Origin of the sequence: Oharaeibacter diazotrophicus (assembly GCF_004362745.1) — a bacterium.
Classification (GTDB): domain Bacteria; phylum Pseudomonadota; class Alphaproteobacteria; order Rhizobiales; family Pleomorphomonadaceae; genus Oharaeibacter; species Oharaeibacter diazotrophicus.
On record NZ_SNXY01000011.1, the window covers coordinates 75,686 to 100,349 of the forward strand.

The window sequence follows — 24,664 nt, forward strand, 5'->3', positions numbered from 1 at the left end:
CGGCGCGCCGACCGTTCGGGCTGGAGTGGACATCGGCCGATCCATTTCTGTCGGGGGGTCGGAAGACCGGGGCGGTGCCGCCGGGAAGGGGCGCCGGGCGGGGCGCCGGGTGTGCGCGGCCGGCCGTCGAGGGCCGGCGGGCGGGTGGTCGGTCGGGGCGTGGCCGTCCTCCCGGCGGCCCGGCGCGGGGCCGGACCGCCGGGCGGCGGGGATCACTCCTGGTAGACGAACTTGGCGACGTTCGGGTCTTCGATGTTGGTCTTGTCCATCACGGTGAAGCCGGTGCCGATCGAGGTCGGGACCGACTGGCCGGTCAGGTGGGCGTAGGCGGCCATGACGCCGAAGTAGCCGATCTCGGCCGGGTGCTGGGCGATCGCGATGTCGACGAGGCCGGTCTTCAGGTTGTCGACAATCGAGGTCGGGGCGTCGAAGGCGACGACCTTGACGGCGCCGGACTTGCCGGCCTGCTGCACGCCGTTGGCGGCGCCGAGGGCGGAGAACAGGTTGGCGCCGAACACGCCGACGAGGTCGCCGTTGCGGGCGATCACCGACTGCAGCTGCGAGGCCGCCTTGTTGGCGTCGTTGTCGTTGTACTGGGTGTCGAGCACCTCGATGCCCGGGAAGTTCTTCATCTCGTCCTTGAAGCCTTCCTCGCGCTGGTCGGTCGTCGAGATGCCGGGCTTGACGTTGGAGACGTAGACCTTGCCCTTCTCGCCGACGGCCGCGGCGAGCGCGCGGGCCGCCATGCGGCCGCCGAGCACGTTGTCCGAGGCGACGTAGGAGATCGGGAAGTCGGCGTCGCCGGCGCCGGTCTGGTACTTGCCGGTACCGATGAAGGTGTCGACGGTGACGACCGGGATGCCGGCGTCGATCGCCTTGCGCAGCGGCTCGACCAGCTGGGTCTTGTCGGTCGGGGCGATCAGGATGGCGTCGGGCTTGCGGGCGATCACCGCGTCGAGCACGGGCACCTGCAGCACCGGGTTGAAGTCGGGCGCGCCCTGGAACACCAGCTCGGCGCCGACGGCGGCGGCGGCGGCCTCGGCGCCCTTGCGCATCGAGATGTAGAAGGCGTCGGTGGTCAGGCCCGGGACCAGGGCGATGGTGAACTTCTTGTCGGCGGCCTCGGCGGCACCGGCGAGCGCGGCGACGCCGACGGCCAGGGCGGCGACGGCGGTGAACAGCTTCCTCATGGCGTTTCCCCTCTCCTCCACGTGGGCCGCGGTGTCCCTTCGCGGGACCTCCTCCCGGCGGCCGGTCGACGATCCGGGCGCGGCGGCCCGGATGGCGCCCGTCGGGCGCGCGGCGGACCGCCGGAGGGCGATGCCCGCCGCCGCACCCTCCCAGGTGCCGCGGCTCTCCCCGGTCCGAGGGGCAGACTAGGGGTGTGCCCCGAAGTGGTCAAGCCAAAAGTTTCCGCGGATAAAATTTGGAATTTGCAGATGCAAATTTGAGAAAAGCGTTATTGCACCATAACTTATCGCCGAATTGGCGCCGCATTCACGCCGCAGTGCAGCATGACAAAGCGCGGTGCGGGGACGAAATCCGGGGCCGAATGTAAAGTCCGATGTTCGCGCGGAAAAAATTCCGTGTTATCCAGAACCCCGCGGGACGTTTACGGCGTGCGCCTTCGGTCGCGTCGCGCGAGCCGCGAATTCGTGGCACGGTCCGCCGGCGGGTGCGGGGTTCGGTGGGGATGTCGGAGCGCAAGGTCAGGAACATGGTGGAGTTCGCGGAGGTGAGCGGCCTGTCCCGCCCCACCATCGCGAAATACTTCGCCGATCCCGCCAGCGTCCGGCCGCAGACCCGCCAGCGCATCGAGGCGGCGCTGGTCAGGCACGACTTCCGCCCCAACCTGTTCGCGGTCAACCTCAACAAGAAGACGTCGAACACCATCGGCGTCGTGGTGCCCGACACCACCGACCCGTTCTACGCCGACCTCGTCCGCCACATAGAGCTCGACTGCGCCGCCAACGGCTATCTCGTGGTGGTGCTGAGCTCGCACGGCGACCCGCGCATGGAGGCGCGGTCGATGGACTCGCTCCTGATGATGCGCGTCGCCGGCGCCATCGTCGCCCCGCTCGGCCTCGACACCGACGTCGGCATGGTCGACAGCCTGCGCGCGCGGGTGCCGGTGGTATTCCTCGACAGCCGCCTGGACGACCGCTCGCCCTTCGTCGGCACCGACAACTTCCAGAGCATCGGGCTCATTACCGAGTATCTCTGCCGCACCGGCGACCGGCCGACCTATCTCGAACTGCCCGCCGTCAACCACAACGGCGACCAGCGCCGCGACGCCTACGTCCGCACCATGGAGCGGCTCGGTCTCGCGCCCGAGGTGATCACCCTCGGCAGCGCCCACAGCTGGCGCTTCGAGGACGTCGGCCATGCCGAGACCCTGCGCCTCCTCGAAGGCACCGGCCTGCCGACCGCGACTGTGCTGTGCTGCAACGACCGGCTGGCGCTCGGCGTGATGGCCGCGGCCTACCAGTCGGGCATTCGCGTCGGCCGCGGGCCCGGCTGCCAGCTCCGCGTCGCCGGCCACGACGACCAGCCGCACAGCCGCCATCTCTGCCCGCCGCTGACGACGGTGGCGCAGGACGTCCGACAGCTCGGCAGCCGCTGCGTCGACATCCTGCTCGCCCGCCTCGACGACGGCGCCGACATCCGCCCCGAGCAGATCGCGCTCGAGGCCCGCCTGATGATGCGGGCGTCGGCCTGATCGGGTTCAGCCCGGCAGCGCCTCGACCGCGATTCGGTAGCCGGTGGTGAAGGGGTGGCCGGCGCGGAAGGAAACGGCGGTGGCGATCCCGGCGGCGCCGAGCGGGCCGCCGCCGGCGCGGGCGAGGCCGGCGCCGAGGTCGAACGGGGCCGCGACCGGCTCGACGCCGATGGCGCGGAAGCGGCCGTTCCAGGGCGCGAAGCCGCGGCCGCCGTTGGAGATCCAGATCAGGCAGGCCGGCAGCACGGCGCCGTCCCAGGTCAGCGTGGCGCGCCAGCCCTCGGCGCGGTTCTCGTAGGCGATCCGGCCGGCAAGGCCGGTCAGGAGGACGAGGTCCTCGCTGGCGCCGGCAAGGTCGAGGGCGGACAGGTCGGTGCCGCCGCCGTCGCGGTTCGGCACCGCCCGCGGCGACACTCCGCGCCGGTCGGGGGCGAAGCGGCTCCGACCCGGCTCGGCGTCGATCGGAAAGGTCCAGGCGCGGACGTCCTCGCCGGCGAAGACGAGGCCGGCGCCGCGCGGATCGTCGGGCAGGCGGAAGGTCGGGTGCAGGCCGATCGGCAGGACGGTGTCGCGGCGAGCGTGAACGGTCAGCGAGAAGTCGATCGCCGCCGCGCGCTCGTCGGCGCGCACGGTGCGCTCCAGCCAGCGCACCGGGTGCGGGGCGGGGTAGCCGATGGCGGCGAGCACGCCGCCGGCCTTCTCGGCCATCAGCATCCAGTCGGCGTTGGCGCCGTGGCCGTGCGGCTCGGCGTCGACCACCGGTGCTTCGGGAACGGTCCAGTCCGCCGGCAGCGCCGGCGGCGGCGTCGGCATGCCGAAGGGCACGCAGGGCCATTCGCCGGAGAGGCCGCGTAGGATGCCGGGCAGGTCGTCCGGCAGGTCGGGCTCGCCGGCCCAGGGCGCCGCGGCGAACGGATCGACGAGCCGGCCACCGCCGAGGTCGAAGCGGCAGTCGGCCAGCATGGCGCCGAGCGGCCGGACCGCGCCGGAGACGCGCGGCGCGGTGAAGCGGACGGGTCCGGCGGAGCCCTGCACCTCAGCGCACTCCGAGGCCGGCGGTGAGGCCGCCGTCGATACGGTGGTCGGAGCCGGTGACGAAGCCGGCCTCGTCGGAGGCGAGGAAGGCGACCAGCGCCGCGACCTCCTCCGGCTCGCCGATCCGGCCGATCGGGTGGGCGGCGCCGAAGCGGGCGAACACCGCCTCGACGTCGGCGTCGTCGCCGTCGAAGGTGCGGGCCGCGAGCGCCAGGATCGGGGTCCGCACCGAGCCCGGACTGACCGAGACGACGCGGATGCGGTCGGGCGCGAAGTCGAGCGCCATCGCCCGGGTCAGCGCGTGGATCGCGCCCTTGGAGGCGACGTAGGCGGCGACGCCGGCCTGGCAGGCGTGGCCCTGGACCGAGGAGATGTTGACGATCGCTCCGCCCTCGCCGCTCCGGCGCATCAGCGGCACGCCGTAGTGGGCGGCGAGGTGGATCGAGCCGACGTTGACGGCGAGGCAGCGCAGGAAGGTCTCGGGCGCGGTGGCGACGGCGTCGCCGTAGGGGTGGATCGCCGCCGAGTTCACGATCACGTCGAGCCGGCCGTGGCGCGCGGCGATCTCGGCGACCGCCGCCTCGACCTCGGCGGGCACCGAGACGTCGGTGCGCCGGACGGTGAGCGCGAGGCCGGCGGCGTCGGCGTCGGCGGCGAGCGCGGCGTTGCCGGCCTCGTCGATGCCGAGGGCGACGACGGTGGCGCCGTCGCGGGCGAGGCGCAGCGCGCCGGCGCGGCCGATGCCGGTGGTTCCGGTCACGAGCGCGACCTTGCGGCTCCAGTCTGTCACGTCGGCTTCCTCCGGCTGGACCCGCGGCGCCGCGGGGCGGCCGCGCCGCGCTCGGGCGCGGCGGGCGCGATGTACTCGAGGCCGGCGTCGAGGTGCCGGCTGACCCTGTAGGCGTAGGAGATGCGGTCGCCGGAGGTCAGCGCCTCCAGGATGCCGCGGTGCTCGGCGACGGTGGAGTCGCGGGCGCGGCGCAGCGCCTTGCCGGTCTCCATCACCGTCAGCATCACCGGGCGCAGGATGCCGTAGATCTCGGCGAGGGTGCGGTTGCCGGCGAGGCCGACCAGTTCGGCGTGGAAGTCGTAGTCGGCGGCTGTGGCCTCGGCCGGGCCTTCCGCGGCGGCCATGCGCTCGATCGAGCCCTCGAGGCGGGCGACCGCCTCGGGTGTCAGCCGCCCGACCAGGGCGTCGAACAGGTTGACCTCGACGAGGCGGCGGAAGCCCTGGACGTCGCGGAAGGTGTCGGCCGACAGGTCGATGGCGAAGGAGAACACGTTCATCACCGCGGCGCGGCGGTTGTCGGTGATGACGGCGCCGACCTTCTGGCGGCTCTCCAGCACGCCGAAGGCGCGCAGCATCCGGATCGCCTCGCGCACGGTGTTGCGGCTGGCGCCGAACATGGCGGCGAGTTCGGTCTCGGCGGGCAGGACGTCGCCGACACCGAGGCCGCGGGTGCGGATCAGCTCGCGGATGCGCACGACGGTCTGGTCGACCGCCGAGCCCTCGGCCGCCGTCCGCTCCTCCGCCGGGGCCGTGTCCGCCGTCTTCGCCACCGCCGCGTCCTCCCGCGGCCATCTAAGCCGCGGCCGGGCGGCGAGGCAAGCTATTGTCGGTGGATTGACCGTTCCGAGTCGGCATATGCTGCCCGACATCGACCAATTGACCGATGATACGGGGAGGTTCCCATGCTGCAGTCCTGGCGCTGGTTCGGACCGGAGGACCCGATCCCGCTGGCGCACGTCCGACAGGCCGGCGCGACCGGCGTGGTGACGGCGCTGCACCACATCTACGACGGCCGGGCCTGGACCGACGACGACGTCGCGGCGCGCAAGGCCCTGATCGAGGCGGCCGGGCTGACCTGGGCGGTGTGCGAATCGATCCCGGTGCCGACCGCGATCAAGCTGCGCACCGGGCCGTGGCGGCGCTATCTCGACCAGTGGAAGGACAGCCTCGCCGCGCTCGGGCGGGCCGGCGTGCCGGTGGTCTGCTACAACTTCATGCCGGTGGTCGACTGGACCCGCACCAACCTCGCCCATGCGATGCCGAGCACCGGCCTCGCGCTGCGCTTCGACCTGCCGGACTTCGTCGGCTACGACGTCTTCGTGCTGCGCCGCCCGCACGCCGCCGACGACTATCCGGCCGCCCTCGTCGAAGAGGGCCGCCGCCGGATCGAGGCGATGGACGCGGGCGCGGTCGAGACGCTCGAGCGCAACGTCATCTGCGGCCTGCCCGGCGGCGAGGACAGCTACACCCGCGAGACCATCGCCGCCCGGATCGCCGAGTTCGGCGGCGTCGGCGACGCGGTGATGCGGGCCAACCTGATCGACTTCCTGAAGGAGGTGGTGCCGGTTGCCGAGGAGCACGGCGTGCGGCTCGCGATCCACCCGGACGACCCGCCGTTCTCGCTGTTCGGCCTGCCGCGCATCGTCTCGACCGCGGCCGACGCGCGGACGATCCTGGATGCCGTCGACGTTCCCGCCAACGGCCTGACGCTCTGCGCCGGCTCCTACGGCTCGCGGCCCGACAACGACCTCGTCGCGATGGCGGAGGCCTTCGGACCGCGCATCCACTTCGTCCACCTGCGCAACGTCGCGCGCGACGCGGACGGCTCCTTCACCGAGTCCGACCATCTCGACGGCGACGTCGACATGGTCGCGCTGATCGGCGCGCTCCTCGCCGAGGAGGCGCGCCGCCGCGCCGAGGGCCGGCCCGACGCCGAGATCCCGATGCGGCCCGACCACGGCCACCTGCTCGGGACCGACGGCGAGCGCCGCTCCAACCCGGGCTATTCCTACATCGGCCGGCTGAAGGGCCTCGCCGAACTGCGCGGCGTGATGCACTGCCTCGGCCACGGCTGAGGCGCCGAACGGCGAGGTCCGGCGGCGCGAGGCGCCCGGACCCCGCCGTTCAGGCGTCCCTCGCGCGCAGTACGAAGCGCTGGATCTTGCCGGTGGAGGTCTTCGGCAGGGCGTCGACGAAACGGACCGAGCGCGGGTACTTGTAGGGTGCGATGGTCGCTTTGACGTGGTCCTGCAGCTCGCGGACCAGCAGGGGACCGGGGTCGAAGCCCGGCGCCGGCACCACGAAGGCCTCGACGATCTCGCCGCGCGCCTCGTCGGGCGCGCCGACCACGGCGCATTCGGCGACGGCGGGATGGGCGAGCAGCGCGGCCTCGACCTCGGGTCCGGCGATGTTGTAGCCGGCGGAGACGATCATGTCGTCGCTGCGGGCGGCGAAGCGGAAATAGCCGTCCTCGTCCTGGACGAAGGCGTCGCCGGTGACGTTCCAGCCGTCGCGGACGTATTCGCCCTGGCGGGGATCGTCGAGGTAGCGGCAGCCGGTCGGCCCGCGCACGGCGAGGCGGCCGACGGTGCCGCGCGGCACCTCGCGCAGGACGTCGTCGACCACCTTGGCCTCGAAGCCCGGCACCGGACGGCCGGTGCGGCCCGGGCCGTGGTCGTCGAGCGTGTTCGAGATGAAGACGTGCAGCATCTCGGTGGAGCCGATGCCGTCGAGGATCGGCGTGCCGGTGCGGGCGGTCCAGGCCTCGTAGACCGGCGCCGGCAGCGTCTCCCCGGCGGAGACCGCGACGCGCAGCGAGGAGAGGTCGGCGCCCTCACCGACCGCGGCCAGCATGGCGCGGTAGGCGGTCGGCGCAGTGAAACAGATGGTGGCCTTGTAGGTCTCGACGATGCGCACGAGGTTCGGCGGCGTCGCGGTCTCGATCAGCGCGGCGGCGGCGCCGAATCGCAGCGGGAACACGGCGAGGCCGCCGAGGCCGAAGGTGAAGGCGAGCGGCGGCGAGCCGACGAAGACGTCCTCGGGCACGACGCGGAGCACGTGGCGGGCGTAGGTGTCGGCGATCGCCAGGATGTCGCGGTGGAAGTGCATGGTCGCCTTCGGCACGCCGGTGGTGCCGGAGGTGAAGCCGAGCAGGGCGACGTCGTCGCGGCCGGTGCGCACCGCCTCGAAGGTCACCGTCTGGTCGAGCGCGGCGCGGTCGAGCTCGGCGTCGTGGTTGGCGGTGCCGTCGAAGCCGACCACCGTCTTCAGGAACCGGCTGGTCTTGGCGCAGGCGACCAGTTCGTCGAGGATGCGGGTGTCGCAGAGCGCGAGGCCGATCTCGGCCTTGTCGACGATCTTGGCGAGTTCGCCGGCGCGCAGCATCGGCATGGTGTTGACGACGACGGCGCCGGCCTTGGTGGCGGCGAGCCAGCAGGCGACCATCGCCGGGTTGTTGGCCGAGCGGATCAGGATTCTCTGGCCCGGCACCACGCCGTAGGTCTCGACCAGGGTGCGGGCGAGCCGGTTGGTCCAGTCGGTCAGTTCCTTGTAGGTGCGCCGGCGGCCGTTGCCGATCAGCGCGACGCGGTCGCCGAAGCCGCGTTCGACCATGCGGTCGGTCAGTTCCACGGCGGCGTTGAGGACCTCGGGATAGGCGAGGTCGCCCTGCGGCATCGCCGGCCAGGCCTCCAGCGGCGGCAGGCGGTCGCGCGCGAAGCTGTCGACGTGGATCGATGGACCGAGCATCGCCTGACCCCTCCCGAAGGCCGCCAGCCGGCACCGGACCGCGGCGCCGGCCGTCCCCGGCGCACGCGGTCCTCCGCCCCGCGGAGGGGGCCGACCCGTGCCGAGGCTGGCACGGGCGGCGAGATGTTTCAAGTCTAAACTATTTGGTTGGCGACCCACCCGCGCGGCGGCGGATCGCGGCGGCGAGGCCGTCGGCGAGGTCGCGGGCGTAGCTGTGCGGCACCAGCATCTCGAACGCGTCCGGTCCGGTGCGGGTCAGGTGGACGGCGACGAGGCCGTAGAGCGTCGCGGCCGACGCGCCGGGCGGGAAGGCGGCGGGGTCGAGGTCGATCCCGGTGCCGGTGGCGGCGAGGTCGGCGGCACTCGGGCCGGAGAGAACGAGACGCGTCCAGCCGTGGCCGACGTCGAGCACCACCGCGTCGGCGGCGATCGCGGCGGCGCGGCGGCGGATCTCGTCGGGCGCGAGCGGCGCGTCGCCGGCGATCAGCCAGCCGTCCGGCCCGGTCGGCCGGACCGTGTGGGGGCCGCAGTCGCCGAGGGCGGCGAGCGCGGCGGCATCCGGCCGGCGGCCGCGGCGCGCGACGACCTGGAGCACCGCGCCGTCGGCGAGGGCGGCGAGACGGATCGATCCGTCGGCGGCCGCGAGCGCGAAGGGCGCGACGGCCGGGCGGAGGGCGGGGGCGGTGTCAGCCATGGATGCGTCCGAAGCTCGGGTCGACGAAGACCGGCGGCACGATGCGGGCGGCGGTGCGCTCGCCGTCGAGGCCGTTCCAGACCACCACCTCCTCGCCGTGGCGGGCGCGGCCGCCCTTCACGAGCGCGAGGGCGACGGCGGAGCCGACGTGCGGCGACAGCGTCGCGGAGGTGACGTGGCCCTGGTCGTTCTCCAGCGTCTCGGCGTCGCCGCGGCGGAGCACGTGCGATCCGGTGCGCAGCACGCCGGCCGGATCGAGCGGCAGCAGGCCGACCAGTTGCGGCCGGTCGGGCGCGACGAGGCCCTCGCGGTCCAGCATCCGCCGGCCGACGAAGTCCGGCTTGTCGCGGGCGACGCGGTCGCCGTGGCCGAGGTCGTCGGCGGTGACGGTGCCGTTGATCTCGGCGTGGGTGGCGAAGCCCTTCTCGACCCGGAGCACCGCCATCGCCTCGACGCCGTAGGGCGTGATGCCGTAGGGCGCGCCGGCGGCCATGGCGGCGTCGGCGAAGGCCTCGGCGAAGCCGGCGGGCACGGCGACCTCGAAGGCGAGTTCGCCGGAGAAGGACAGCCGGAACAGCCGGCCCTCGACTGCCCCCCCGAGCAGCGGCACCTCGGCGGCGGCGAGATAGGGCAGGGCGTCCGCCGAGACGTCGGCGTCGACCAGGGCGGCGACGACGTCGCGGGCGCGCGGGCCGGCGATCGCCACCTGCGCCCAGTGCTCGGCGGTCGAGATCACGGCAGCGTCGAGCTCCGGCCAGAGCACCTGCGCGCAATATTCCAGATGCGCGAGCACGGCGGCGGTGACGGCGGTGCCGGCGCTCAGCACGAAATGCTCGGGCGCGAGCCGGCAGACGATGCCGTCGTCGAAGACGAAGCCGTCCTCGCGCAGCATCAGGCCGTAGCGGCAGCGCCCGACCGGCAGGTCGGCGATCCGGTTGCAGTAGACCCGGTCGAGCAGGGTGGCGGCGTCGGCGCCGATCACCTCGACCTTGCCGAGCGTCGACATGTCGACGAGCCCGACGGCGGAGCGCACCGCCTGTGCCTCGCGCGTCACGGTCTCGCGCCAGCCCGGCTCGCCGGCCCGCGGGAAGTGCGAGGCGCGCATCCAGGCGCCGGCCTCGACGAAGACCGCGCCCCGGCGCGCGGCCCAGTCGTGCAGCGGCGTGCGCCGCACCGGGCGGAAGGCGGGGCCGCGGAACGGGCCGGCGAGGGCGCCGAAGGAGACCGGGATGTAGAACGGCCGGAAAGTGGTGGTGCCGACGACGGCCGGTGAGACGCCGCGCGCCTCGGCGAGGATCCCGGTCGCGATGACGTTGCCGAGCTTGCCCTGGTCGGTCGCCATGCCGGTGGTGGTGTAGCGCTTGGCGAGCTCGACGTGGTCGTAGCCCTCGCGCACGGCGAGGCCGAGGTCGCCGACGTGGACGTCGTTCTGGAAGTCGACGAAGGCCTTGCCGCGTCCGCCGGGCACGCGCCAGAGCGGCCGGACCGGGGCGTCGTCGTGGTCGCCCTCGACCGGCCCGAAGTCGGGCGCGCGGGCGGCGATGCCGAGGTCGGCGAGCAGGGCGACCGCGGCCCCGGCGCCGCCGGCGAGGCAGGCGGCGAGCGTCGCCGCGCCGGCGGCCGATCCGGCGAGCGGCAGGGCGCCGCGGCCGTCGGGCGCCAGGAAGGCGCCGAGGCCGTCGTCCCAGCGCGGCCGTCCGCCGCGCTGGCAGGCGAGGTGGATCCGTGGCGACCAGCCGCCGGAGATCGCGAGCGCGTCGACGGCGATCGTCTCGGTGCGGCCGCCGGTGGAAACGTCGATTCCGCGGAGTGCCCGGCCGCCGGCGGTGCGCGTCACCACAGCGCCGGACAGGCTGCGCCACGGCCCGGCGGGGGCGGTCGCACCGGTGCGGGCGTCGATCACCGCGACCACCTCGGCACCGGCGGACACCAGGGATTCCGCGGTTCGTAAGCCGGCTGAGGAATTTGCGAAGACGGCGATGCGACGCCCGACGGCGACGCCGAAGCGCAGGGCGTAGGCCTCGGCCGCGCCGGCGAGCATCACGCCCGGCCGGTCGTTGCCGGCGAAGGCGATCGGGCGTTCCTCGGCGCCGGTGGCGAGCAAGGCGCGCCGCGCCGCGATCCGCCACAGCCGCTCGGCCGGCGCGCCGGCGGGTGGCGCCGCGCCGACGTCGGCGACGCGTTCGAGCGCGCCGAACACCATGTCGTCGTACCAGCCGAACACGGTGGTGCGCGGGAGGACGCGGACGTTCGGCAGGCCCGCGAGTTCGGCGAGGCTCGCCGCCAGGAAGGCGTCCGCCGCGGCGCCGCCGATCCGGGCGCGCTCGTGGAGCAGGGTGCCGCCGGGCTCGGTACCCTCGTCGGCGAGGATCACCCGGGCGCCGGCGCGGCCGGCGGCGAGGGCCGCGGCGAGGCCGGCCGGGCCGGCGCCGACCACCAGCAGGTCGCAATGCGCCCAGCGCTTCTCGTAGGGGTCCGGATCGGCCTCCGTGCCGGCGCGGCCGAGGCCGGCGGCGCGGCGGATCGCCGGCTCGTAGACCATTTCCCAGAAGGCGCGCGGCCACATGAAGGTCTTGTAGTAGAAGCCGGCCGACAGGAAGGGCGCGACGAGCCCGGCGGCGGCGCCGACGTCGAAGCCGAGCGATGGCCAGCGGTTCTGGCTCTCGGCGACGAGGCCGTCGTGGAGGTCGACCATGGTGGCGCGCGCGTTCGGCGTCCGCCGACCGCCGGTGCCGACGGTGACGAGGGCGTTCGGCTCGGCCGAGCCGGCGGTGACGATCCCGCGCGGGCGGTGGTACTTGAACGAGCGGCCGACCAGGGTGCGGCCGGATGCGAGCAGCGCCGAGGCGAGGGTGTCGCCGGGGTGGCCCGTCAGCGGTGCGCCGTCGAAGGTGAAGCCGAGCCGACGGCCGCGGTCGATCCGGCCGCCCGTCGGCAGGCGCCAGCCGGTCACGGCCGGCCTCCCCGCGCCGCGGCGGCGTCGACGACGGCGAGCGTCTCGTGGGTGAGGGTGTCGCGCGTCACCACCAGCCAGCGACGGCAGCCGGCGGCGTGGTGCCAGTGCTCGTCGAGCGGGCCCTCGGGATTGTCGCGCAGGTAGACGGCGTCGTACCAGACGGCGTCGGGCGCGTCCGGCGCCGGCCGCGCCACGACGGCGCCGCGGACGGTGAACTCCTCGCGGGGGCGGGGGCCGCAATGGGGGCAGCGGATCAGGCTCGCCACGGGCGTCTCCGTCAGTGCAGGTTGGGCTGGGCGCCCTGGCCCTTCTCGTCGATGGTCAGGCCGCGGGCGAAGCGGTCGAGCCGCATCGCCGCAGCGGTCGGGTGCGGTTCGCCGGTGGCGATCAGGTGGGCGAAGCAGTAACCGGAGGCCGGCGTCGCCTTGAAGCCGCCGTAGCACCAGCCGGCGTTGAGGTAGAGGTTGTCGACCGGGGTGCGGTCGATGATCGGCGAACCGTCCATCGACATGTCCATCACGCCTCCCCAGGAGCGCAGCACCTTCAGACGCGACAGGCTCGGCATCATCGCGACGCCGGCCTCGGCGACGTTCTCGACGGTCGCGAGGTTGCCGCGCCGGGCGTAGGAATTGTAGCCGTCGATGTCGCCGCCGAAGACGAGGCCGCCCTTGTCGGACTGCGAGACGTAGAAGTGCCCGGCGCCGAATGTGACGACGGTGTCGACCAGCGGCTTCAGGCCCTCGGTGACGAAGGCCTGCAGCACGTGGCTCTCGATCGGCAGCTTCAGGCCGGCCATCGCCGCCGTGACGGAGGAGTGGCCGGCGGTGGCGAGCGCCAGCTTGCGGGCGCCGACGAAGCCGCGTTCGGTCTCGACGCCGAGGACGAGGCCGCCGGGGCCGCGGCGGATGCCGGTGACCGCGCAGTGCTGAATGACGTCGACGCCGCGGGCGTCGGCGCCGCGGGCGTAGCCCCAGGCGACGGCGTCGTGGCGCACGGTGCCGCCGCGCGGCTGCAAAAGGCCGCCCTTGACCGGGAAGCGGGCGTTGTCGAAGTCGATGGTCGGAACGCGTGCGCGCACGCCGTCGCGGTCGAGCAGGTCGGCGTCGACGCCGTGGAGCCGCATGGCGTTGCCGCGGCGGCGATAGGCGTCGCGCTGGCCGTCGGAGTGGAAGAGGTTGAGGACGCCGCGCTGCGACACCATGGCGTTGAAGTTGAAGTCGCGCTCCAGCCCTTCCCAGAGCTTCATCGAGAATTCGTAGAACGGGTTGTTGCCGGCGAGCAGGTAGTTCGAGCGGATGATCGTGGTGTTGCGGCCGATGTTGCCGGAGCCGAGCCAGCCCTTCTCGAGCACCGCGACGTCGGTGATGCCGAATTCCCGGGCGAGGTAGTAGGCGGTGGCGAGGCCGTGGCCGCCGCCGCCGACGATCACCACGTCGTAGGACGGCTTCGGTTCCGGCGCGCGCCAGGCGCGCGGCCAGTCGCGGTTGCCGGATAGGCCCTTCAGGAACACGGAGAGGGCGGAATAGCGCAAGGCGGGGCGATCCTCGTCCGACGACACGGCCGAGGGTCGCGCCGTAGCCGCCGCACCGCTTGTCCATACGGGACGTTTTCAGTACCAGAGAGGACATGACCACTCCCGACGGCCCCGACGACCGCGGGGTCGTCGACGTCGGCTTCGTGCTCGTCCCCGGCTTCGCCCTGATGTCCTTCGCGGCGGCGACCGAGCCGTTCCGCGCCGCCAACCTGATCGCCCGACGGGCGCTGTGGCGGGTACGCTGCTTCGGCGAGACGGCGGCGGTGGCCTCCTCGTCCGGGGTGCCGGTGCCGGCCGAGCCGCTGCCGCCGCGCGGCGCCGGGCTCGCCGCCGTGTTCGTGATCGCCGGCGGCGGTCCGGCCGACTGGGACCGGCCGGCACTGCTCCAGGGCCTGCGTCGGCTCGCCGGCGAGGGCGTCCGGCTCGGCGGCATCTCGGGCGGGCCCTATCTGCTGGCGGCGGCGGGCCTCCTCGCCGGCCGGCGCTTCACCATCCACTGGGAGCACGCGCCGGCGCTCGCCGAGGCCTTCCCGGATCTCGCCCCCGTCCAGGCGCGCTACGTGATCGACCGCGACCGCCTGACCTGCGGCGGCGGCATCGCCCCGCTCGACATGATGCACGCCCTGATCGCCGACCGGCTCGGCGAGGCCTTCGCCCGCCGCGTCGCCGACTGGTTCCTGCACACGGAGGTCGGCGCCGGCGGCGATCCGCAGCGCGGCTCGGTGGCCGAGCGCCACGGCGTCCACCACCCGGTGCTGGTCGCGGTGCTCGCCAAGATGGAGGCGACCGTCGAGGCGCCGCTGTCGCGGGCGGCGATGGCGCGCTTCGCCGGGGTGTCGCCGCGCCACCTCGACCGGCTGTTCGCCGGCCACCGCGGCACCACCTTCCGCGACGACTACCGCCGGATCCGCCTCGCCCACGCCGACCGGCTGGTCCGCCAGAGCGCGCTCGCCATCTCCGAGATCGCCTTCGCCGCCGGCTTCGCCAGCCCGGCCCACTTCGCCCGCGCCTACGCCGCCGCCTACGGCCGGCCGCCGAGCGCGGTGCGGCGTGTTTCCTCCGGGTTGAGGGATGTTTCCCTGCAGTGATAGTCTCGGCCCATCCGCCGCTCGGCGGGCCGGAGACGCGTCTTGACCCAGGATCCCCACGCCGTCCGCGAGCCGCGCGAGAACAACCTCGAGATGGCGATCGGCCACGAGGTGCGCACCGCGCGCAAGAAGCTCGGCATCACCGTCGCCGACCTCGCCGCGGCCACGGGCCTGTCGGTCGGCATGCTCTCCAAGATCGAGAACGGCAACATCTCGCCTTCGCTGGGCAGCCTGCAGGCGCTGTCGCGGGCGCTCGGCGTGCCGATCACCGACTTCTTCCGCCGCTACGAGGCACCGCGCAACGCGGTGTTCGTGCGGGCCGGCGAAGGCGTCGAGATCGAGCGGCGCGGCACCCGGGCCGGCCACCAGTATCGCGCGCTCGGCCACGTCGACGCCAATTCGAGCGGCGTGACGGTCGAGCCCTACCTGATCACCCTGTCGAAGGACAGCGACACCTTCCCGACCTTCCAGCACGCCGGGCTGGAGTTCCTGCACATGCTGGAGGGCGAGGTGGTCTACCGCCACGGCGACAGCCTCTACCACATGCGCCCGGGCGACAGCCTGTTCTTCGACGCCGACGCCCCGCACGGGCCCGAGCAACTGATCGCCCTGCCGGCGCGCTATCTCTCGATCATCTCCTACCCGAAGGGCGGCGACGGCCGCTGATCCAGGCGTCTGCACAAGGATCGGGCAGATTGCACATTCATTCGCAGGAAACTTTTATTCTTTCCAGTTGATGCCGCCGCGCCGACGGCGCTATCGTCCCGTCATCGCGACAGGATGGAGGCGTCGGCCATGTGCGGGATCGTCGGGCTGTTCCTGAAGGACGAGGCGCTCCGCCCGGACCTCGGGCGGCTCCTCTCCGAGATGCTGGTGACGATGACCGACCGCGGGCCGGACTCCGCCGGCATCGCCATCTACGGCGCCGAGACGCCGGGCCGGACCAAGATCACCGTGCAGTCGCCGGCCCCCGCGCGCGACTTCCCCGGCCTCGCCGAAGCCCTCGCCGCCGCCACCGGGAGCGCCGTCGAGATCGCCCGCCGCGACACCCACGGCGTGCTGACCGTGGCCGAGGACGCCGCCGCGGCGGTGCGCGCCGCGCTGACGACGGTCGCGCCCGAGGTCCGGGTCATGGGCGTCGGCGCGGCGGTCGAGATCTTCAAGGAGGTCGGCAAACCCGCCGACGTGGTGCGCCGCTTCGGCGTCGCCGCCATGGCCGGCACCCACGGCATCGGCCACACCCGGATGGCGACGGAATCGGCGGTGACGACGCTCGGCGCCCACCCGTTCTCGACCGGGCCCGACCAGTGCCTCGTCCACAACGGCTCGCTCTCCAACCACAACAACGTCCGCCGGGTGCTCCGCCACCGCGGGGCCCGCTTCGAGACCGAGAACGACAGCGAGGTCGCAGCCGCCTATCTCACCGACGCCATGGCCGGCGGGCGCGACCTCGGCGCCGCGCTCGCGGGCGCGCTCGCCGACCTCGACGGCTTCTTCACCTTCGTGGTCGGCACCCGCTCCGGCTTCGGCGTGCTGCGCGACCCGATCGCCTGCAAGCCCGCGGTGATGGCCGAGACCGACGCCTACGTCGCCTTCGGCTCCGAATACCGCGCCCTCGCCGGGCTGCCCGGCATCGAGACCGCCCGGGTGTGGGAGCCGGAGCCGGCCACCGTCTACTTCTGGGACCACGCCCGCGCCGCCTGACCGGCCACGAGGACCGCCATGCCGACGTTCGATCTCGCCGCCACGCCGCTCAGGGCCCTCAACGAGGCGCTGCACGCGGTCGGCCCCGGTTCCAACGACACCCGCTTCGAGGTGCTCAACCCGCGCGGCGCCCACGCGGTCGCCGTCGGCGCCGATGCGCCGGTGACGATCGCGGTGCACGGCTCGGTCGGCTACTACTGCGCCGGCATGAACGCCGAGGCGAGCGTCACCGTCCACGGCTCGGCCGGGCCCGGCGTAGCGGAGAACATGATGTCCGGCACGGTGGTGGTCGAGGGCGATGCCTCGCAATACGCCGGCGCCACCGGCCGCGGCGGGCTGCTGGTGGTTAAGGGCAACGCCGCCTCGCGCTGCGGCATCTCGATGAAGGGCATCGACATCGTCGTCCACGGCAGCGTCGGGCACATGTCGGCCTTCATGGCGCAGTCGGGCAACCTCGTGGTGCTCGGCGACGCCGGCGAGGCGCTCGGCGACAGCCTCTACGAGGCCCGCCTGTTCGTGCGCGGCACGGTCAAGAGCCTCGGCGCCGACTGCGTCGAGAAGGAGATGCGGCCCGAGCACGTGGCGATCCTCGAGGATCTGCTCGCCCGGGCCGGCGCCCGGGGCGTCTCGCCGGCCGAGTTCCGCCGCTACGGCTCGGCGCGCCGGCTCTACAGCTTCGACATCGACAACGTCGACGCCTACTGAAGGTCCGTGCGATGAGCTACCGCAATCCCCCGACCCCGCCGCGCAAGTCCGCCACCTTCGACGACCACACCCTCGCCGAGATCCGCCGCGCCGCGGCGACCGGCATCTACGACATCCGCGGCGGCGGCACCAAGCGCCGGGTGCCGCATTTCGACGACCTCCTGTTCCTCGGCGCGTCGATCTCGCGCTATCCGCTCGAGGGTTACCGCGAGCGCTGCGACACCACCGTCACCCTCGGCTCCCGCTTCGCGAAGAAGCCGATCACGCTGAAGATCCCGATCACCATCGCGGGCATGAGCTTCGGTTCGCTGTCGGCCAACGCCAAGGAGGCGCTCGGCCGCGGCGCCAGCCTCGCCGGCACCTCGACCACCACCGGCGACGGCGGCATGACCGAGGAGGAGCGCGGCCACTCGAAGGTCCTGGTCTACCAGTATCTGCCGTCGCGCTACGGCATGAACCCGCGCGACCTGCGCCGTGCCGACGCCATCGAGGTGGTGGTCGGCCAGGGCGCCAAGCCCGGCGGCGGCGGCATGCTGCTCGGCCAGAAGATCTCCGACCGCGTCGCCGAGATGCGCACGCTGCCGAAGGGCATCGACCAGCGCTCGGCCTGCCGCCATCCCGACTGGACCGGACCGGACGACCTCGAGATCAAGATCTTCGAGCTGCGCGAACTCACCGACTGGGAAAAGCCGATCTACGTCAAGATCGGTGGCGCGCGGCCCTATTACGACACCGCCCTCGCCGCCAAGGCCGGCGCGGACGTCGTCGTGCTCGACGGCATGCAGGGCGGCACCGCGGCGACCCAGGACGTCTTCATCGAGCACGTCGGCCAGCCGACGCTCGCCTGCATCCGCCCGGCGGTGAAGGCGCTGCAGGACCTCGGCCTGCACCGCACGGTGCAGCTGGTGGTCTCGGGCGGCGTCCGCTCCGGCGCCGACGTCGCCAAGGCGCTGGCGCTCGGCGCCGACGCGGTCTCGATCGGAACCGCCGCCCTGGTCGCGATCGGCGACAACGACCCGAAGTGGCAGGCCGAGTACGAGGCGCTCGGTACCACCGCCGGCGCCTACGACGACTGGCACGAGGGTCGCGACCCCGCCGGCATCACCACCCAGGATCCGGAGCTGGCGGCGCGGCTCGATCCGGTCGCGGCCGGCCGGCGCCTCGCCAACTACCTGAAGGTGATGACGCTGGAGGCCCAGACCATCGCCCGCGCCTGCGGCCACAACCACGTCCACAACCTCGAGCCCGAGGACCTCGTCGCCCTCACCCTCGAGGCGGCGGCGATGGCCGGCGTGCCGCTCGCCGGCACCGACTGGATCCCGGGCCGCGGGGGTTTCTGACGGGGACCCGTCCGATCGGCCCTGCCGGCGACGGATGCACGGAACTTGCAAGGCACATCGCGACGACGCCGCGCCGGAGCCCCGGCCGGCGCGAGGGGGACGGCATGACGATCGACCTTTCCGCCTTCGCCGCCGAGCGCGGCGTCAAGTATTTCATGATCTCCTACACCGACCTGTTCGGGGCCCAGCGCGCCAAGCTGGTGCCGGCCCAGGCGATCGCCGAGATGCAGGTCGAGGGCGCCGGTTTCGCCGGCTTCGCCACCTGGCTCGACCTGACGCCGGCTCACCCCGACCTCTTCGCCGTGCCCGATCCCGCCTCGGTGATCCAACTGCCGTGGAAGCCCGAGGTCGCCTGGGTCGCCGCCGACTGCGTCATGGAGGGCGAGCCGGTCGAGCAGGCGCCGCGCGTGGTGCTGAAGCGTCAGGTCGAGCGGGCGGCGGCGGCGGGATACCGCGTGAAGACCGGCGTCGAGGCCGAGTTCTTCCTGATCTCGGCCGACGGTTCGGAGATCTCCGACCGCCACGACACCGCGGAAAAGCCCTGCTACGACCAGCAGGCGCTGTTGCGCCGCTACGACGTCATCGCCGAGATCTGCGACCACATGCTGGCGCTCGGCTGGAAGCCCTACCAGAACGACCACGAGGACGCGAACGGCCAGTTCGAGATGAACTGGGCCTTCGACGACGCCCTCGTCACCGCCGACCGGCACTCCTTCTTCAAGTTCATGGTGAAGTCGGTCTCCGAGAAGCACGGCCTGCGCGCCACCTTCATGCCGAAGCCGTTCAAGGGCCTGACCGGCAACGGCTGTCACTGCCACGTCTCGGTGTGGGACCTCGCCGGCACCACCAACGTCTTCGCCGACCGCGACGCGCCCTTCGGGCTCGCCGCCGCCGGCCGCGCCTTCCTCGGCGGCATCATGGCGCACGCCCCCGCGCTCGCGGCGATCACCAACCCGACGGTGAACTCCTACAAGCGCATCAACGCCCCGCGCACGATCTCGGGTGCGACCTGGTCGCCGAACACCGTGACCTGGACCGGCAACAACCGTACCCACATGGTGCGCGTGCCCGGGCCCGGCCGCTTCGAGCTGCGCCTGCCCGACGGCGCCGCCAACCCCTACCTGCTCCAGGCCGCGATCGTCGCCGCCGGGCTCGACGGCCTCGCCACCGGCGCAGATCCCGGCCCGCATTCCGACCTCGACATGTACGCCGAGGGTCACAAGGCGATCGGTGCGCCGAAGCTGCCGTTGAACCTCCTCGACGCGCTGCGCGCCTACGAAGCGGACGTCGGCCTGCGCGAAAGCCTCGGCGCCGCCTTCTCCGCCGCCTATCTCAAGCTCCGCCACGGCGAGTGGACCTCCTACTGCGGCCACTTCACCGCCTGGGAGCACGAGACCACGCTCGACGTGTGAGGCTCCACCTCCGCTGTCGCCACGTTCGGGCTTGACGAAGCGGCCGCGCTCCGGTCCGCTCCGCCGTCGGGACGGACGGATCGGGAGCGACGGGGTGGCGAAGGTCTTCGCGAGCATCGGCGAGTGCATGGTGGAACTGTCGGGCGCCGGCGACGGCCTCTACCGGCGCGGCTTCGCCGGCGACACGCTCAACACCGCCTGGGGCGTCCGCGGGCTTTCGCCCGACGACGCGGTGTCGGTGCGCTACGTCAGCCGGGTCGGCACCGACGCGCTCTCCGACGAGATGGTCCGCTTCGCCGCCGCCGCCGGGATCGACACCGCCCACGTCGGCCGCGATCCCGTCCGCACGGTCGGGCTCTACATGATCACGCTGCAGGGGGCCGAACGCAGCTTCTCCTATTGGCGCGACGCCGCCGCCGCGCGTCGGCTCGCCGCCGACCGCGGTGCGCTCGAGGCCGCGCTCGCCGACGCCGACATGGTGTATTTCTCGGGCATCACCCTCGCGATCCTGCCGCCGGAGGACCGTCCCACCCTGTTCACGGCCCTCGCCGACGCCCGCGCCCGCGGCGCCGTGATCGCCTTCGACGCCAACGTGCGGCTGCGGCTGTGGCCGGACGCCGACGCCGCCCGCGCCGGCCTCTCCGACGGCTACCGCGCCGCCACCATCGCGCTGCCGACCCATCCCGACGAGCGCGACCTCTTCGGCGACCGGAGCCCCGAGGCGACTGCCCGACGGATCGCAGCCCTCGGCGTGCCGGAGGTCGTGGTCAAGGACGGCGCCGATCCTGCGACGCTGTTCGCCGACGGCGGGCTCACGTCGCACCCGGCCGAGCGGGTCGACGACGCCGTCGACACCACCGGCGCCGGCGACGGCTTCAACGCCGGCTATCTCGCCGCCCGCCTCGCGGGCCGGTCCCCCGTCGAGGCGGCCCTGCTCGGCCACCGCGTCGCCGCCCGGATCATCCGCAGCCGCGGCGCCCTGATCGGGCTCGACGCGCTCGCCGCCGTCGCGGCCGGGGCCTGATACCGAGCTCGCAAAGGTCCGACCCGTGGTCGGAGCATTGCGGGCGAGGAGCGCCCGACCGGGCGCCGGCCGGATGGCCGAAGCCTCGCAAACTTCCGACGAGTCGGGAGTTTGCGAGACCGGTACGAGGGGTCAGCGCAGCCGCCACGCCACCGCGGCACCCGCGAACGAGAAGGCGGCGAGCACCCCCATGGCGAGGAAGCGGTCGGAAAGGCCCGCATAGGCGAGGCCGACCGCGCTCGGGCCGACGATGGCGCCGAGGAAGACGAACACCAGCACCGATCCGGTGGCGGCGCCGACCGCCCCGCGCGGGGCGGCGCGCGCGGTCTCGGCGAGCAGAACGCCGTTCCAGCCGATCGCGGTGGCGCCGAACAGGGCGAGGTCGGCGATACCGAGCATCGGCGGCAGTGCCGGCCAGACCATGGCCGTCCCGGCGGCGAGGCCGCACAGCGCACCGACCGCCGCGAGCACGCCGAAGCCGGAGCCGGTGCGGTCGGCGAGCCAGCCCCAGCCGACGCGGCCGACGACGCCGGCGCCGTGGACGAGCGCGGCGTGGGCGCCGGCCTCCGCGAGGGAGAGGCCGCCGGCCTCGTGCAGCATCACCACCACGAAGGCGGAGATGCCGAGCTGGGTCGCGGAGAACAGGAAGCCGATCGCGGCCAGCGCCCGGAGCGGCCGGCTCGCCCACAGCACCGCCTGTTCCGCGCGCATCCGGGCGAGCACCGGCGCCGGAGCTACGGTCGCGTCGGCCGGGGTGCGGCCGTGCGGGCCGAGGAAGGGCAGGGCGAGGCCGACGTGGAGCGCCATCAGCGCGACGAGGCCGCCGCGCCAGTCGCCGAGCGCGGCGGTCGCCGGCAGGGCGAGCGTGGCGGCGATGCCGCCGACCGGAACGCCGGTCTGCTTGACGGAGAAGACGAGGTTGCGCCGCGGCGCCGGCGTCACCCGGTGCAGCAGCTGCGACGACGCCGGGTTGTTGAGGCCGTGGCCGATGCCGACCACCAGCGAGCCGAGCGCGATCGCCGCCGTCGAGCCGGCGAGGACCGCGGCAAGGCCGACGAACAGGCAGGCGAGCACGATCGCCTCGACCCGGCCCGCGCCGAAGCGGGCGATCACCGAGCCGGCGAGGGCGGAGGAGGCGGCGCCGGCGGCGTAGATCAGGCTGACCTGGTAGCCGACCCAGCCGGCGGCGATGCCGGTCGCCGCCTGGATCTCCGGCGCCAGCACCGTGAGCGCCAGCACGGTGGCGCTGGTGACGACCTGGACCGCCGTGGTCGAGGCCAGCGTCGCGAGCACGCCCGACGATCCCGCCGGCCCGCCGGCCCCGCTCATCCCCGCCCCGCGGCGAGGAAGTCGCCGGCGAAGCGGTCGGCGATCGCGAGCACCGCGGCGTGGACGGGGCCGGAGGTGATGGACGGGATCACCGAGGCATCGACGACGTGGAGGCCGTCGAGGCCGTTTACCTTCAGCCGTGCGTCGACCACGGCGTCGGCGTCGGCGCCCATGCGGCAGGTGCCGACCGGGTGGTGGTGGGTGATCGAGGCCTCGGCGACGAAGGCGGCGAGGGCCGCACGGCCGCGGACGGCGGGGCCGGGATGGATCTCCTCGGCCCGCCAGTCGGCGAGTTCCGGCGCGGCGCCGATCTCGCGGGCGAGTTCGAGGGCGCGGACGCCGAGCTCGCGGTCGTGGTCGGTGGTGAAATAGGCCGGATCGATCGAAGGGGCGTCGTCGAGGCCGGGGCCGGTCACCGTCAGCCGGCCGCGGCTGGTCGGGTGGGTGACGCCGGAGAGGATGGTGAAGCCGGTGCCGTAGTCGACCGGAGCCAGCCGCTCGGAGGTGGTCGGCGCGGCGACGCAGCCGAGCACCACCGAGGGCGCGCCGTCGGCGCGCGTGGGATCGTCGGCGTCGAGATACATCAGCGATTCCGAATGTTGCAGCCGCGACGGCGGCACCGGGCGGCGGGCGCGGTAGACGTTGCCGGCCGTCAACATGTGGTCGTGGAGGTTGTCGCCGACGCCGGCGCGGTCGAGCCGGACCGGGATGCCGGCGCGGGAAAGATCCGCGGCGGGCCCGACGCCGGAGCGCATCAGCAGCAGCGGGCTCGCCACCGCGCCGGCGGCGAGCAGCACCGTCCCGGCCGAGAAGCGCGCGGGCCGGCCGTCGACCTCGGCCTCGACGCCGGTGACGCGGTCGCCGTCGAAGGCGAGGCGGTGAACGCGGACGCCGGTGACGAGGGTGAGATTCGGCCGGCCCAGCACCGGCACCAGGAAGGCGTCGGCGGCGCTGACGCGGCGGCCGTCGCGGATCGTCAGGCTGTTGGCGGCGACGCCCTTCAGCGGGCCGCCGTTGTGCTCGCCGATGTGCGGCACGCCGCGGGCGAGGCCGGCGGCCATGTAGGCGCGCACCACCGGCGCCAGTTCGGCGTCCGGCAGCCACACCGGCAGCGGACCGTCGCCGCCGTGCTGCGCCGAGGCGCCGCCCGAGAAGGCCTCGATGCGCCGGAACGACGGCAGCAACCCGGCGTGGGACCAGGCGTCCGAACCGGTCGCCTCGGCCCAGGGCGCGAAGTCGTCGGCGTGGCCGCGGACGTGGGCCATGGCGTGGATGCAGCTCGAGCCGCCGACGAGCCGCCCGCGCGGCCAGGGGTGGACGCGGCCGGCGGTGCCGGCCTGGGGCAGGGTGCGGTAGGCCCAGTCGTAGGGCCGGTCCTGCAGAACCGGCCATTTCTGCGGGATCGCGATGTCGGGGTCGTCGGGATGGCCGCCGGCCTCGAGCACGCCGACCCTGAGGCCCGGCTCCTCCGACAGCCGCCACGCCAGCACCGAGCCGGCCGAGCCGGCGCCCACGATCAGCACGTCGAACGAACGGTCCATCGCTTGCTTCCTCGTTCCGCGACCGGGGCGGCGACGGACGAGCACGCCCGCCGCCGGCGGCCCGGCGGCCGCCACGTAGAGGTCCCGCGCTCGGGCGGGGACGGGTGTTCGGGATCGCCGGCCCGCTTCTTCGCGGGCCTGCGTTTCAATAGGCGCTGCCGGGGGAGAGGCGGCCCATGATCTTCTGCTGGATCGCGACGAGGTGCTGGTACATCGCCCGCTCGGCGCCGTCGGGGTCGCGCGCGGCGATGGCGTCGGCGATCACGCCGTGCTCGGCGTCGCGCATCCGCACGCGCTCGGGTACGAGGCTGGCGTCGCTGTCGGTGTAGCGCAGCCGGCCGTCGCTCGCGACCCGGTGCAGGATGACGTAGAGCTCGGAGGCGAGGCTGTTGCGCGAGCCGGCGGCGATCGCCCGGTGGAAGGCGATGTCGGCGGCGTTGGGGTCGGTGCCCGGCGTGGTCGAGGCCGCCCGGCGGATCCGCTCGATCTCGGCCGGCGAGGCGCGCAGCGCGGCGAGGCGGGCGAGGGCGGGCTCGAGCACGAGGCGGAGCTCCATCACCTCCAGCGGGTTGGTGGAGTTGATCAGCGCGGCGCCGGCCACCGGCTGCGGCGCGGCGCGGCGGCCGGCGCGGGCCGGCTCCAACTCGCCGAGCGAGCGCATGACGCCGAGGGCGCGGCGCAGGGTGTGGCGCTTGACGCTGAGCTCCTCGGCCACGGTGCGCTCGGGCGGCATGGTGCCGTCGCGCGCCAGGATCGATCGCAGCGCCTCGAGCAGGTCCTCGAGGCCGGCGTCGACCGGACCGGAGCCGTTGCCGGCGCCGGGCTTGCGCCCCTTGCGCGCGGTCTTGTCCGCCGTGGTGTCGATCGAGCTCAAGGGCCTGCTCCCGTTTGCGCCGGCGACCGCCCGAACGGCACCGTCGCGTGTCCTCGTCCGCCTGCCGTCCCGCGACCCGCCGCGGCGCGGCACCCCGATACACCATTGGTCGGGGTATGGTCGAGATGGTTCGACCCGCCCCGGCCGCCGGCGCCGCGGGTCGGCCACGCGC

21 protein-coding genes are annotated in these 24,664 nt (G+C 73.8%); 9 read left to right on the plus strand and 12 right to left on the minus strand.

What is annotated here, in order from left to right:
* Positions 1 to 212: 212 nt before the first annotated feature.
* The gene (locus EDD54_RS20640) at positions 213 to 1,190 is read right to left on the minus strand and encodes an ABC transporter substrate-binding protein (protein ID WP_126540480.1); all 978 of its coding nucleotides are present in this window, start codon (positions 1,188 to 1,190) and stop codon (positions 213 to 215) included.
* Between the two features lie 503 nt (positions 1,191 to 1,693).
* Between EDD54_RS20640 and EDD54_RS20645 the strand changes: the two genes are divergently transcribed.
* Entirely contained in the window at positions 1,694 to 2,719 is a 1,026-nt protein-coding gene (locus EDD54_RS20645; protein ID WP_126540481.1) for a LacI family DNA-binding transcriptional regulator, read from the plus strand.
* 6 nt (positions 2,720 to 2,725) lie between these two features.
* On the opposite strand, the gene EDD54_RS20650 is transcribed toward EDD54_RS20645, so the two are convergent.
* Genes EDD54_RS20650 through EDD54_RS20660 form a run of 3 tightly spaced genes read right to left on the minus strand, consistent with a single transcriptional unit; the run spans position 2,726 to position 5,314 of the window.
* Complete coding sequence (locus EDD54_RS20650) at positions 2,726 to 3,754, minus strand: aldose epimerase family protein (protein WP_126540482.1); 1,029 nt, start codon at positions 3,752 to 3,754, stop codon at positions 2,726 to 2,728.
* A 1-nt stretch (position 3,755) separates the two neighbouring features.
* Positions 3,756 to 4,544, minus strand: a complete 789-nt coding sequence (locus tag EDD54_RS20655) for an SDR family NAD(P)-dependent oxidoreductase (protein ID WP_126540483.1) — start codon at positions 4,542 to 4,544, stop codon at positions 3,756 to 3,758.
* Positions 4,541 to 5,314: a FadR/GntR family transcriptional regulator gene (locus EDD54_RS20660; RefSeq protein ID WP_245515837.1), complete on the minus strand. Its 774-nt coding sequence runs from the start codon at positions 5,312 to 5,314 to the stop codon at positions 4,541 to 4,543. The genes EDD54_RS20655 and EDD54_RS20660 overlap by 4 nt, the downstream gene beginning before the upstream one ends.
* A gap of 132 nt (positions 5,315 to 5,446) precedes the next feature.
* Here EDD54_RS20660 and uxuA point away from each other — a divergent pair, with 132 nt between their 5' ends.
* Positions 5,447 to 6,619, plus strand: a complete 1,173-nt coding sequence (uxuA, locus tag EDD54_RS20665; protein ID WP_126540485.1) for a mannonate dehydratase — start codon at positions 5,447 to 5,449, stop codon at positions 6,617 to 6,619.
* Positions 6,620 to 6,668: 49 nt separating this feature from the next.
* Here uxuA and EDD54_RS20670 read toward each other — a convergent pair whose 3' ends face one another.
* The 5 genes from EDD54_RS20670 to EDD54_RS20690 form a co-directional block, all read right to left on the minus strand.
* Entirely contained in the window at positions 6,669 to 8,291 is a 1,623-nt protein-coding gene (locus tag EDD54_RS20670; RefSeq protein ID WP_126540486.1) for an AMP-binding protein, read from the minus strand.
* Between the two features lie 139 nt (positions 8,292 to 8,430).
* Complete coding sequence (locus tag EDD54_RS20675) at positions 8,431 to 8,985, minus strand: sarcosine oxidase subunit gamma (RefSeq protein WP_126540487.1); 555 nt, start codon at positions 8,983 to 8,985, stop codon at positions 8,431 to 8,433.
* Positions 8,978 to 11,938 (minus strand): sarcosine oxidase subunit alpha family protein, encoded by a 2,961-nt coding sequence (locus tag EDD54_RS20680; protein ID WP_126540488.1) that lies wholly within the window; start codon positions 11,936 to 11,938, stop codon positions 8,978 to 8,980. Before EDD54_RS20680 ends, EDD54_RS20675 begins: the two co-directional genes overlap by 8 nt.
* Positions 11,935 to 12,207 (minus strand): sarcosine oxidase subunit delta, encoded by a 273-nt coding sequence (locus EDD54_RS20685; RefSeq protein ID WP_126540489.1) that lies wholly within the window; start codon positions 12,205 to 12,207, stop codon positions 11,935 to 11,937. The genes EDD54_RS20680 and EDD54_RS20685 overlap by 4 nt, the downstream gene beginning before the upstream one ends.
* Before the next feature lie 11 nt (positions 12,208 to 12,218).
* The gene (locus EDD54_RS20690; protein WP_126540490.1) at positions 12,219 to 13,472 is read right to left on the minus strand and encodes a sarcosine oxidase subunit beta family protein; all 1,254 of its coding nucleotides are present in this window, start codon (positions 13,470 to 13,472) and stop codon (positions 12,219 to 12,221) included.
* 95 nt (positions 13,473 to 13,567) lie between these two features.
* Between EDD54_RS20690 and EDD54_RS20695 the strand changes: the two genes are divergently transcribed.
* From EDD54_RS20695 to EDD54_RS20725, 7 genes are all read left to right on the plus strand, one after another.
* On the plus strand, positions 13,568 to 14,563 hold the full coding sequence (locus EDD54_RS20695) for a GlxA family transcriptional regulator (RefSeq protein WP_126540491.1): 996 nt from the start codon (positions 13,568 to 13,570) through the stop codon (positions 14,561 to 14,563).
* Positions 14,564 to 14,656: 93 nt separating this feature from the next.
* Positions 14,657 to 15,229, plus strand: coding sequence for a helix-turn-helix domain-containing protein (locus EDD54_RS20700; RefSeq protein ID WP_126541885.1), 573 nt, complete (start codon positions 14,657 to 14,659; stop codon positions 15,227 to 15,229).
* 129 nt (positions 15,230 to 15,358) lie between these two features.
* Positions 15,359 to 16,267, plus strand: a complete 909-nt coding sequence (locus EDD54_RS20705; RefSeq protein ID WP_126540492.1) for a class II glutamine amidotransferase — start codon at positions 15,359 to 15,361, stop codon at positions 16,265 to 16,267.
* A gap of 18 nt (positions 16,268 to 16,285) precedes the next feature.
* Positions 16,286 to 16,972, plus strand: a complete 687-nt coding sequence (locus EDD54_RS20710) for a GltB/FmdC/FwdC-like GXGXG domain-containing protein (RefSeq protein ID WP_126540493.1) — start codon at positions 16,286 to 16,288, stop codon at positions 16,970 to 16,972.
* Positions 16,973 to 16,983: 11 nt separating this feature from the next.
* Positions 16,984 to 18,312 (plus strand): FMN-binding glutamate synthase family protein, encoded by a 1,329-nt coding sequence (locus EDD54_RS20715; RefSeq protein ID WP_126540494.1) that lies wholly within the window; start codon positions 16,984 to 16,986, stop codon positions 18,310 to 18,312.
* 104 nt (positions 18,313 to 18,416) lie between these two features.
* Positions 18,417 to 19,724, plus strand: a complete 1,308-nt coding sequence (glnT, locus tag EDD54_RS20720; protein WP_126540495.1) for a type III glutamate--ammonia ligase — start codon at positions 18,417 to 18,419, stop codon at positions 19,722 to 19,724.
* 94 nt (positions 19,725 to 19,818) lie between these two features.
* Positions 19,819 to 20,748, plus strand: coding sequence for a sugar kinase (locus EDD54_RS20725; protein WP_126540496.1), 930 nt, complete (start codon positions 19,819 to 19,821; stop codon positions 20,746 to 20,748).
* 132 nt (positions 20,749 to 20,880) lie between these two features.
* Here the strand turns inward: EDD54_RS20725 and EDD54_RS20730 are convergent, their stop codons facing one another.
* The 3 genes from EDD54_RS20730 to EDD54_RS20740 all read right to left on the minus strand — a co-directional run bounded on the left by EDD54_RS20730 (position 20,881) and on the right by EDD54_RS20740 (position 24,492).
* Entirely contained in the window at positions 20,881 to 22,041 is a 1,161-nt protein-coding gene (locus EDD54_RS20730; protein WP_166653473.1) for an MFS transporter, read from the minus strand.
* A 32-nt stretch (positions 22,042 to 22,073) separates the two neighbouring features.
* Entirely contained in the window at positions 22,074 to 23,618 is a 1,545-nt protein-coding gene (locus EDD54_RS20735; protein WP_126540498.1) for a GMC family oxidoreductase, read from the minus strand.
* Positions 23,619 to 23,763: 145 nt separating this feature from the next.
* The gene (locus EDD54_RS20740) at positions 23,764 to 24,492 is read right to left on the minus strand and encodes a FadR/GntR family transcriptional regulator (RefSeq protein WP_126540499.1); all 729 of its coding nucleotides are present in this window, start codon (positions 24,490 to 24,492) and stop codon (positions 23,764 to 23,766) included.
* Between the last annotated feature and the right edge of the window lie 172 nt (positions 24,493 to 24,664).

Excerpts from the sequence above, each read along its gene's own strand:
- EDD54_RS20640 (WP_126540480.1), bottom strand. The coding sequence starts at position 1,190 with ATGAGGAAGCTGTTCACCGCCGTCGCCGCCCTGGCCGTCGGCGTCGCC.
- EDD54_RS20645 (WP_126540481.1), top strand. The coding sequence starts at position 1,694 with ATGTCGGAGCGCAAGGTCAGGAACATGGTGGAGTTCGCGGAGGTGAGC.
- uxuA (WP_126540485.1), top strand. The coding sequence starts at position 5,447 with ATGCTGCAGTCCTGGCGCTGGTTCGGACCGGAGGACCCGATCCCGCTG.
- EDD54_RS20670 (WP_126540486.1), bottom strand. The coding sequence starts at position 8,291 with ATGCTCGGTCCATCGATCCACGTCGACAGCTTCGCGCGCGACCGCCTG.
- EDD54_RS20675 (WP_126540487.1), bottom strand. The coding sequence starts at position 8,985 with ATGGCTGACACCGCCCCCGCCCTCCGCCCGGCCGTCGCGCCCTTCGCG.
- EDD54_RS20695 (WP_126540491.1), top strand. The coding sequence starts at position 13,568 with ATGACCACTCCCGACGGCCCCGACGACCGCGGGGTCGTCGACGTCGGC.
- EDD54_RS20700 (WP_126541885.1), top strand. The coding sequence starts at position 14,657 with ATGGCGATCGGCCACGAGGTGCGCACCGCGCGCAAGAAGCTCGGCATC.
- EDD54_RS20705 (WP_126540492.1), top strand. The coding sequence starts at position 15,359 with ATGTGCGGGATCGTCGGGCTGTTCCTGAAGGACGAGGCGCTCCGCCCG.
- EDD54_RS20710 (WP_126540493.1), top strand. The coding sequence starts at position 16,286 with ATGCCGACGTTCGATCTCGCCGCCACGCCGCTCAGGGCCCTCAACGAG.
- EDD54_RS20715 (WP_126540494.1), top strand. The coding sequence starts at position 16,984 with ATGAGCTACCGCAATCCCCCGACCCCGCCGCGCAAGTCCGCCACCTTC.
- glnT (WP_126540495.1), top strand. The coding sequence starts at position 18,417 with ATGACGATCGACCTTTCCGCCTTCGCCGCCGAGCGCGGCGTCAAGTAT.
- EDD54_RS20735 (WP_126540498.1), bottom strand. The coding sequence starts at position 23,618 with ATGGACCGTTCGTTCGACGTGCTGATCGTGGGCGCCGGCTCGGCCGGC.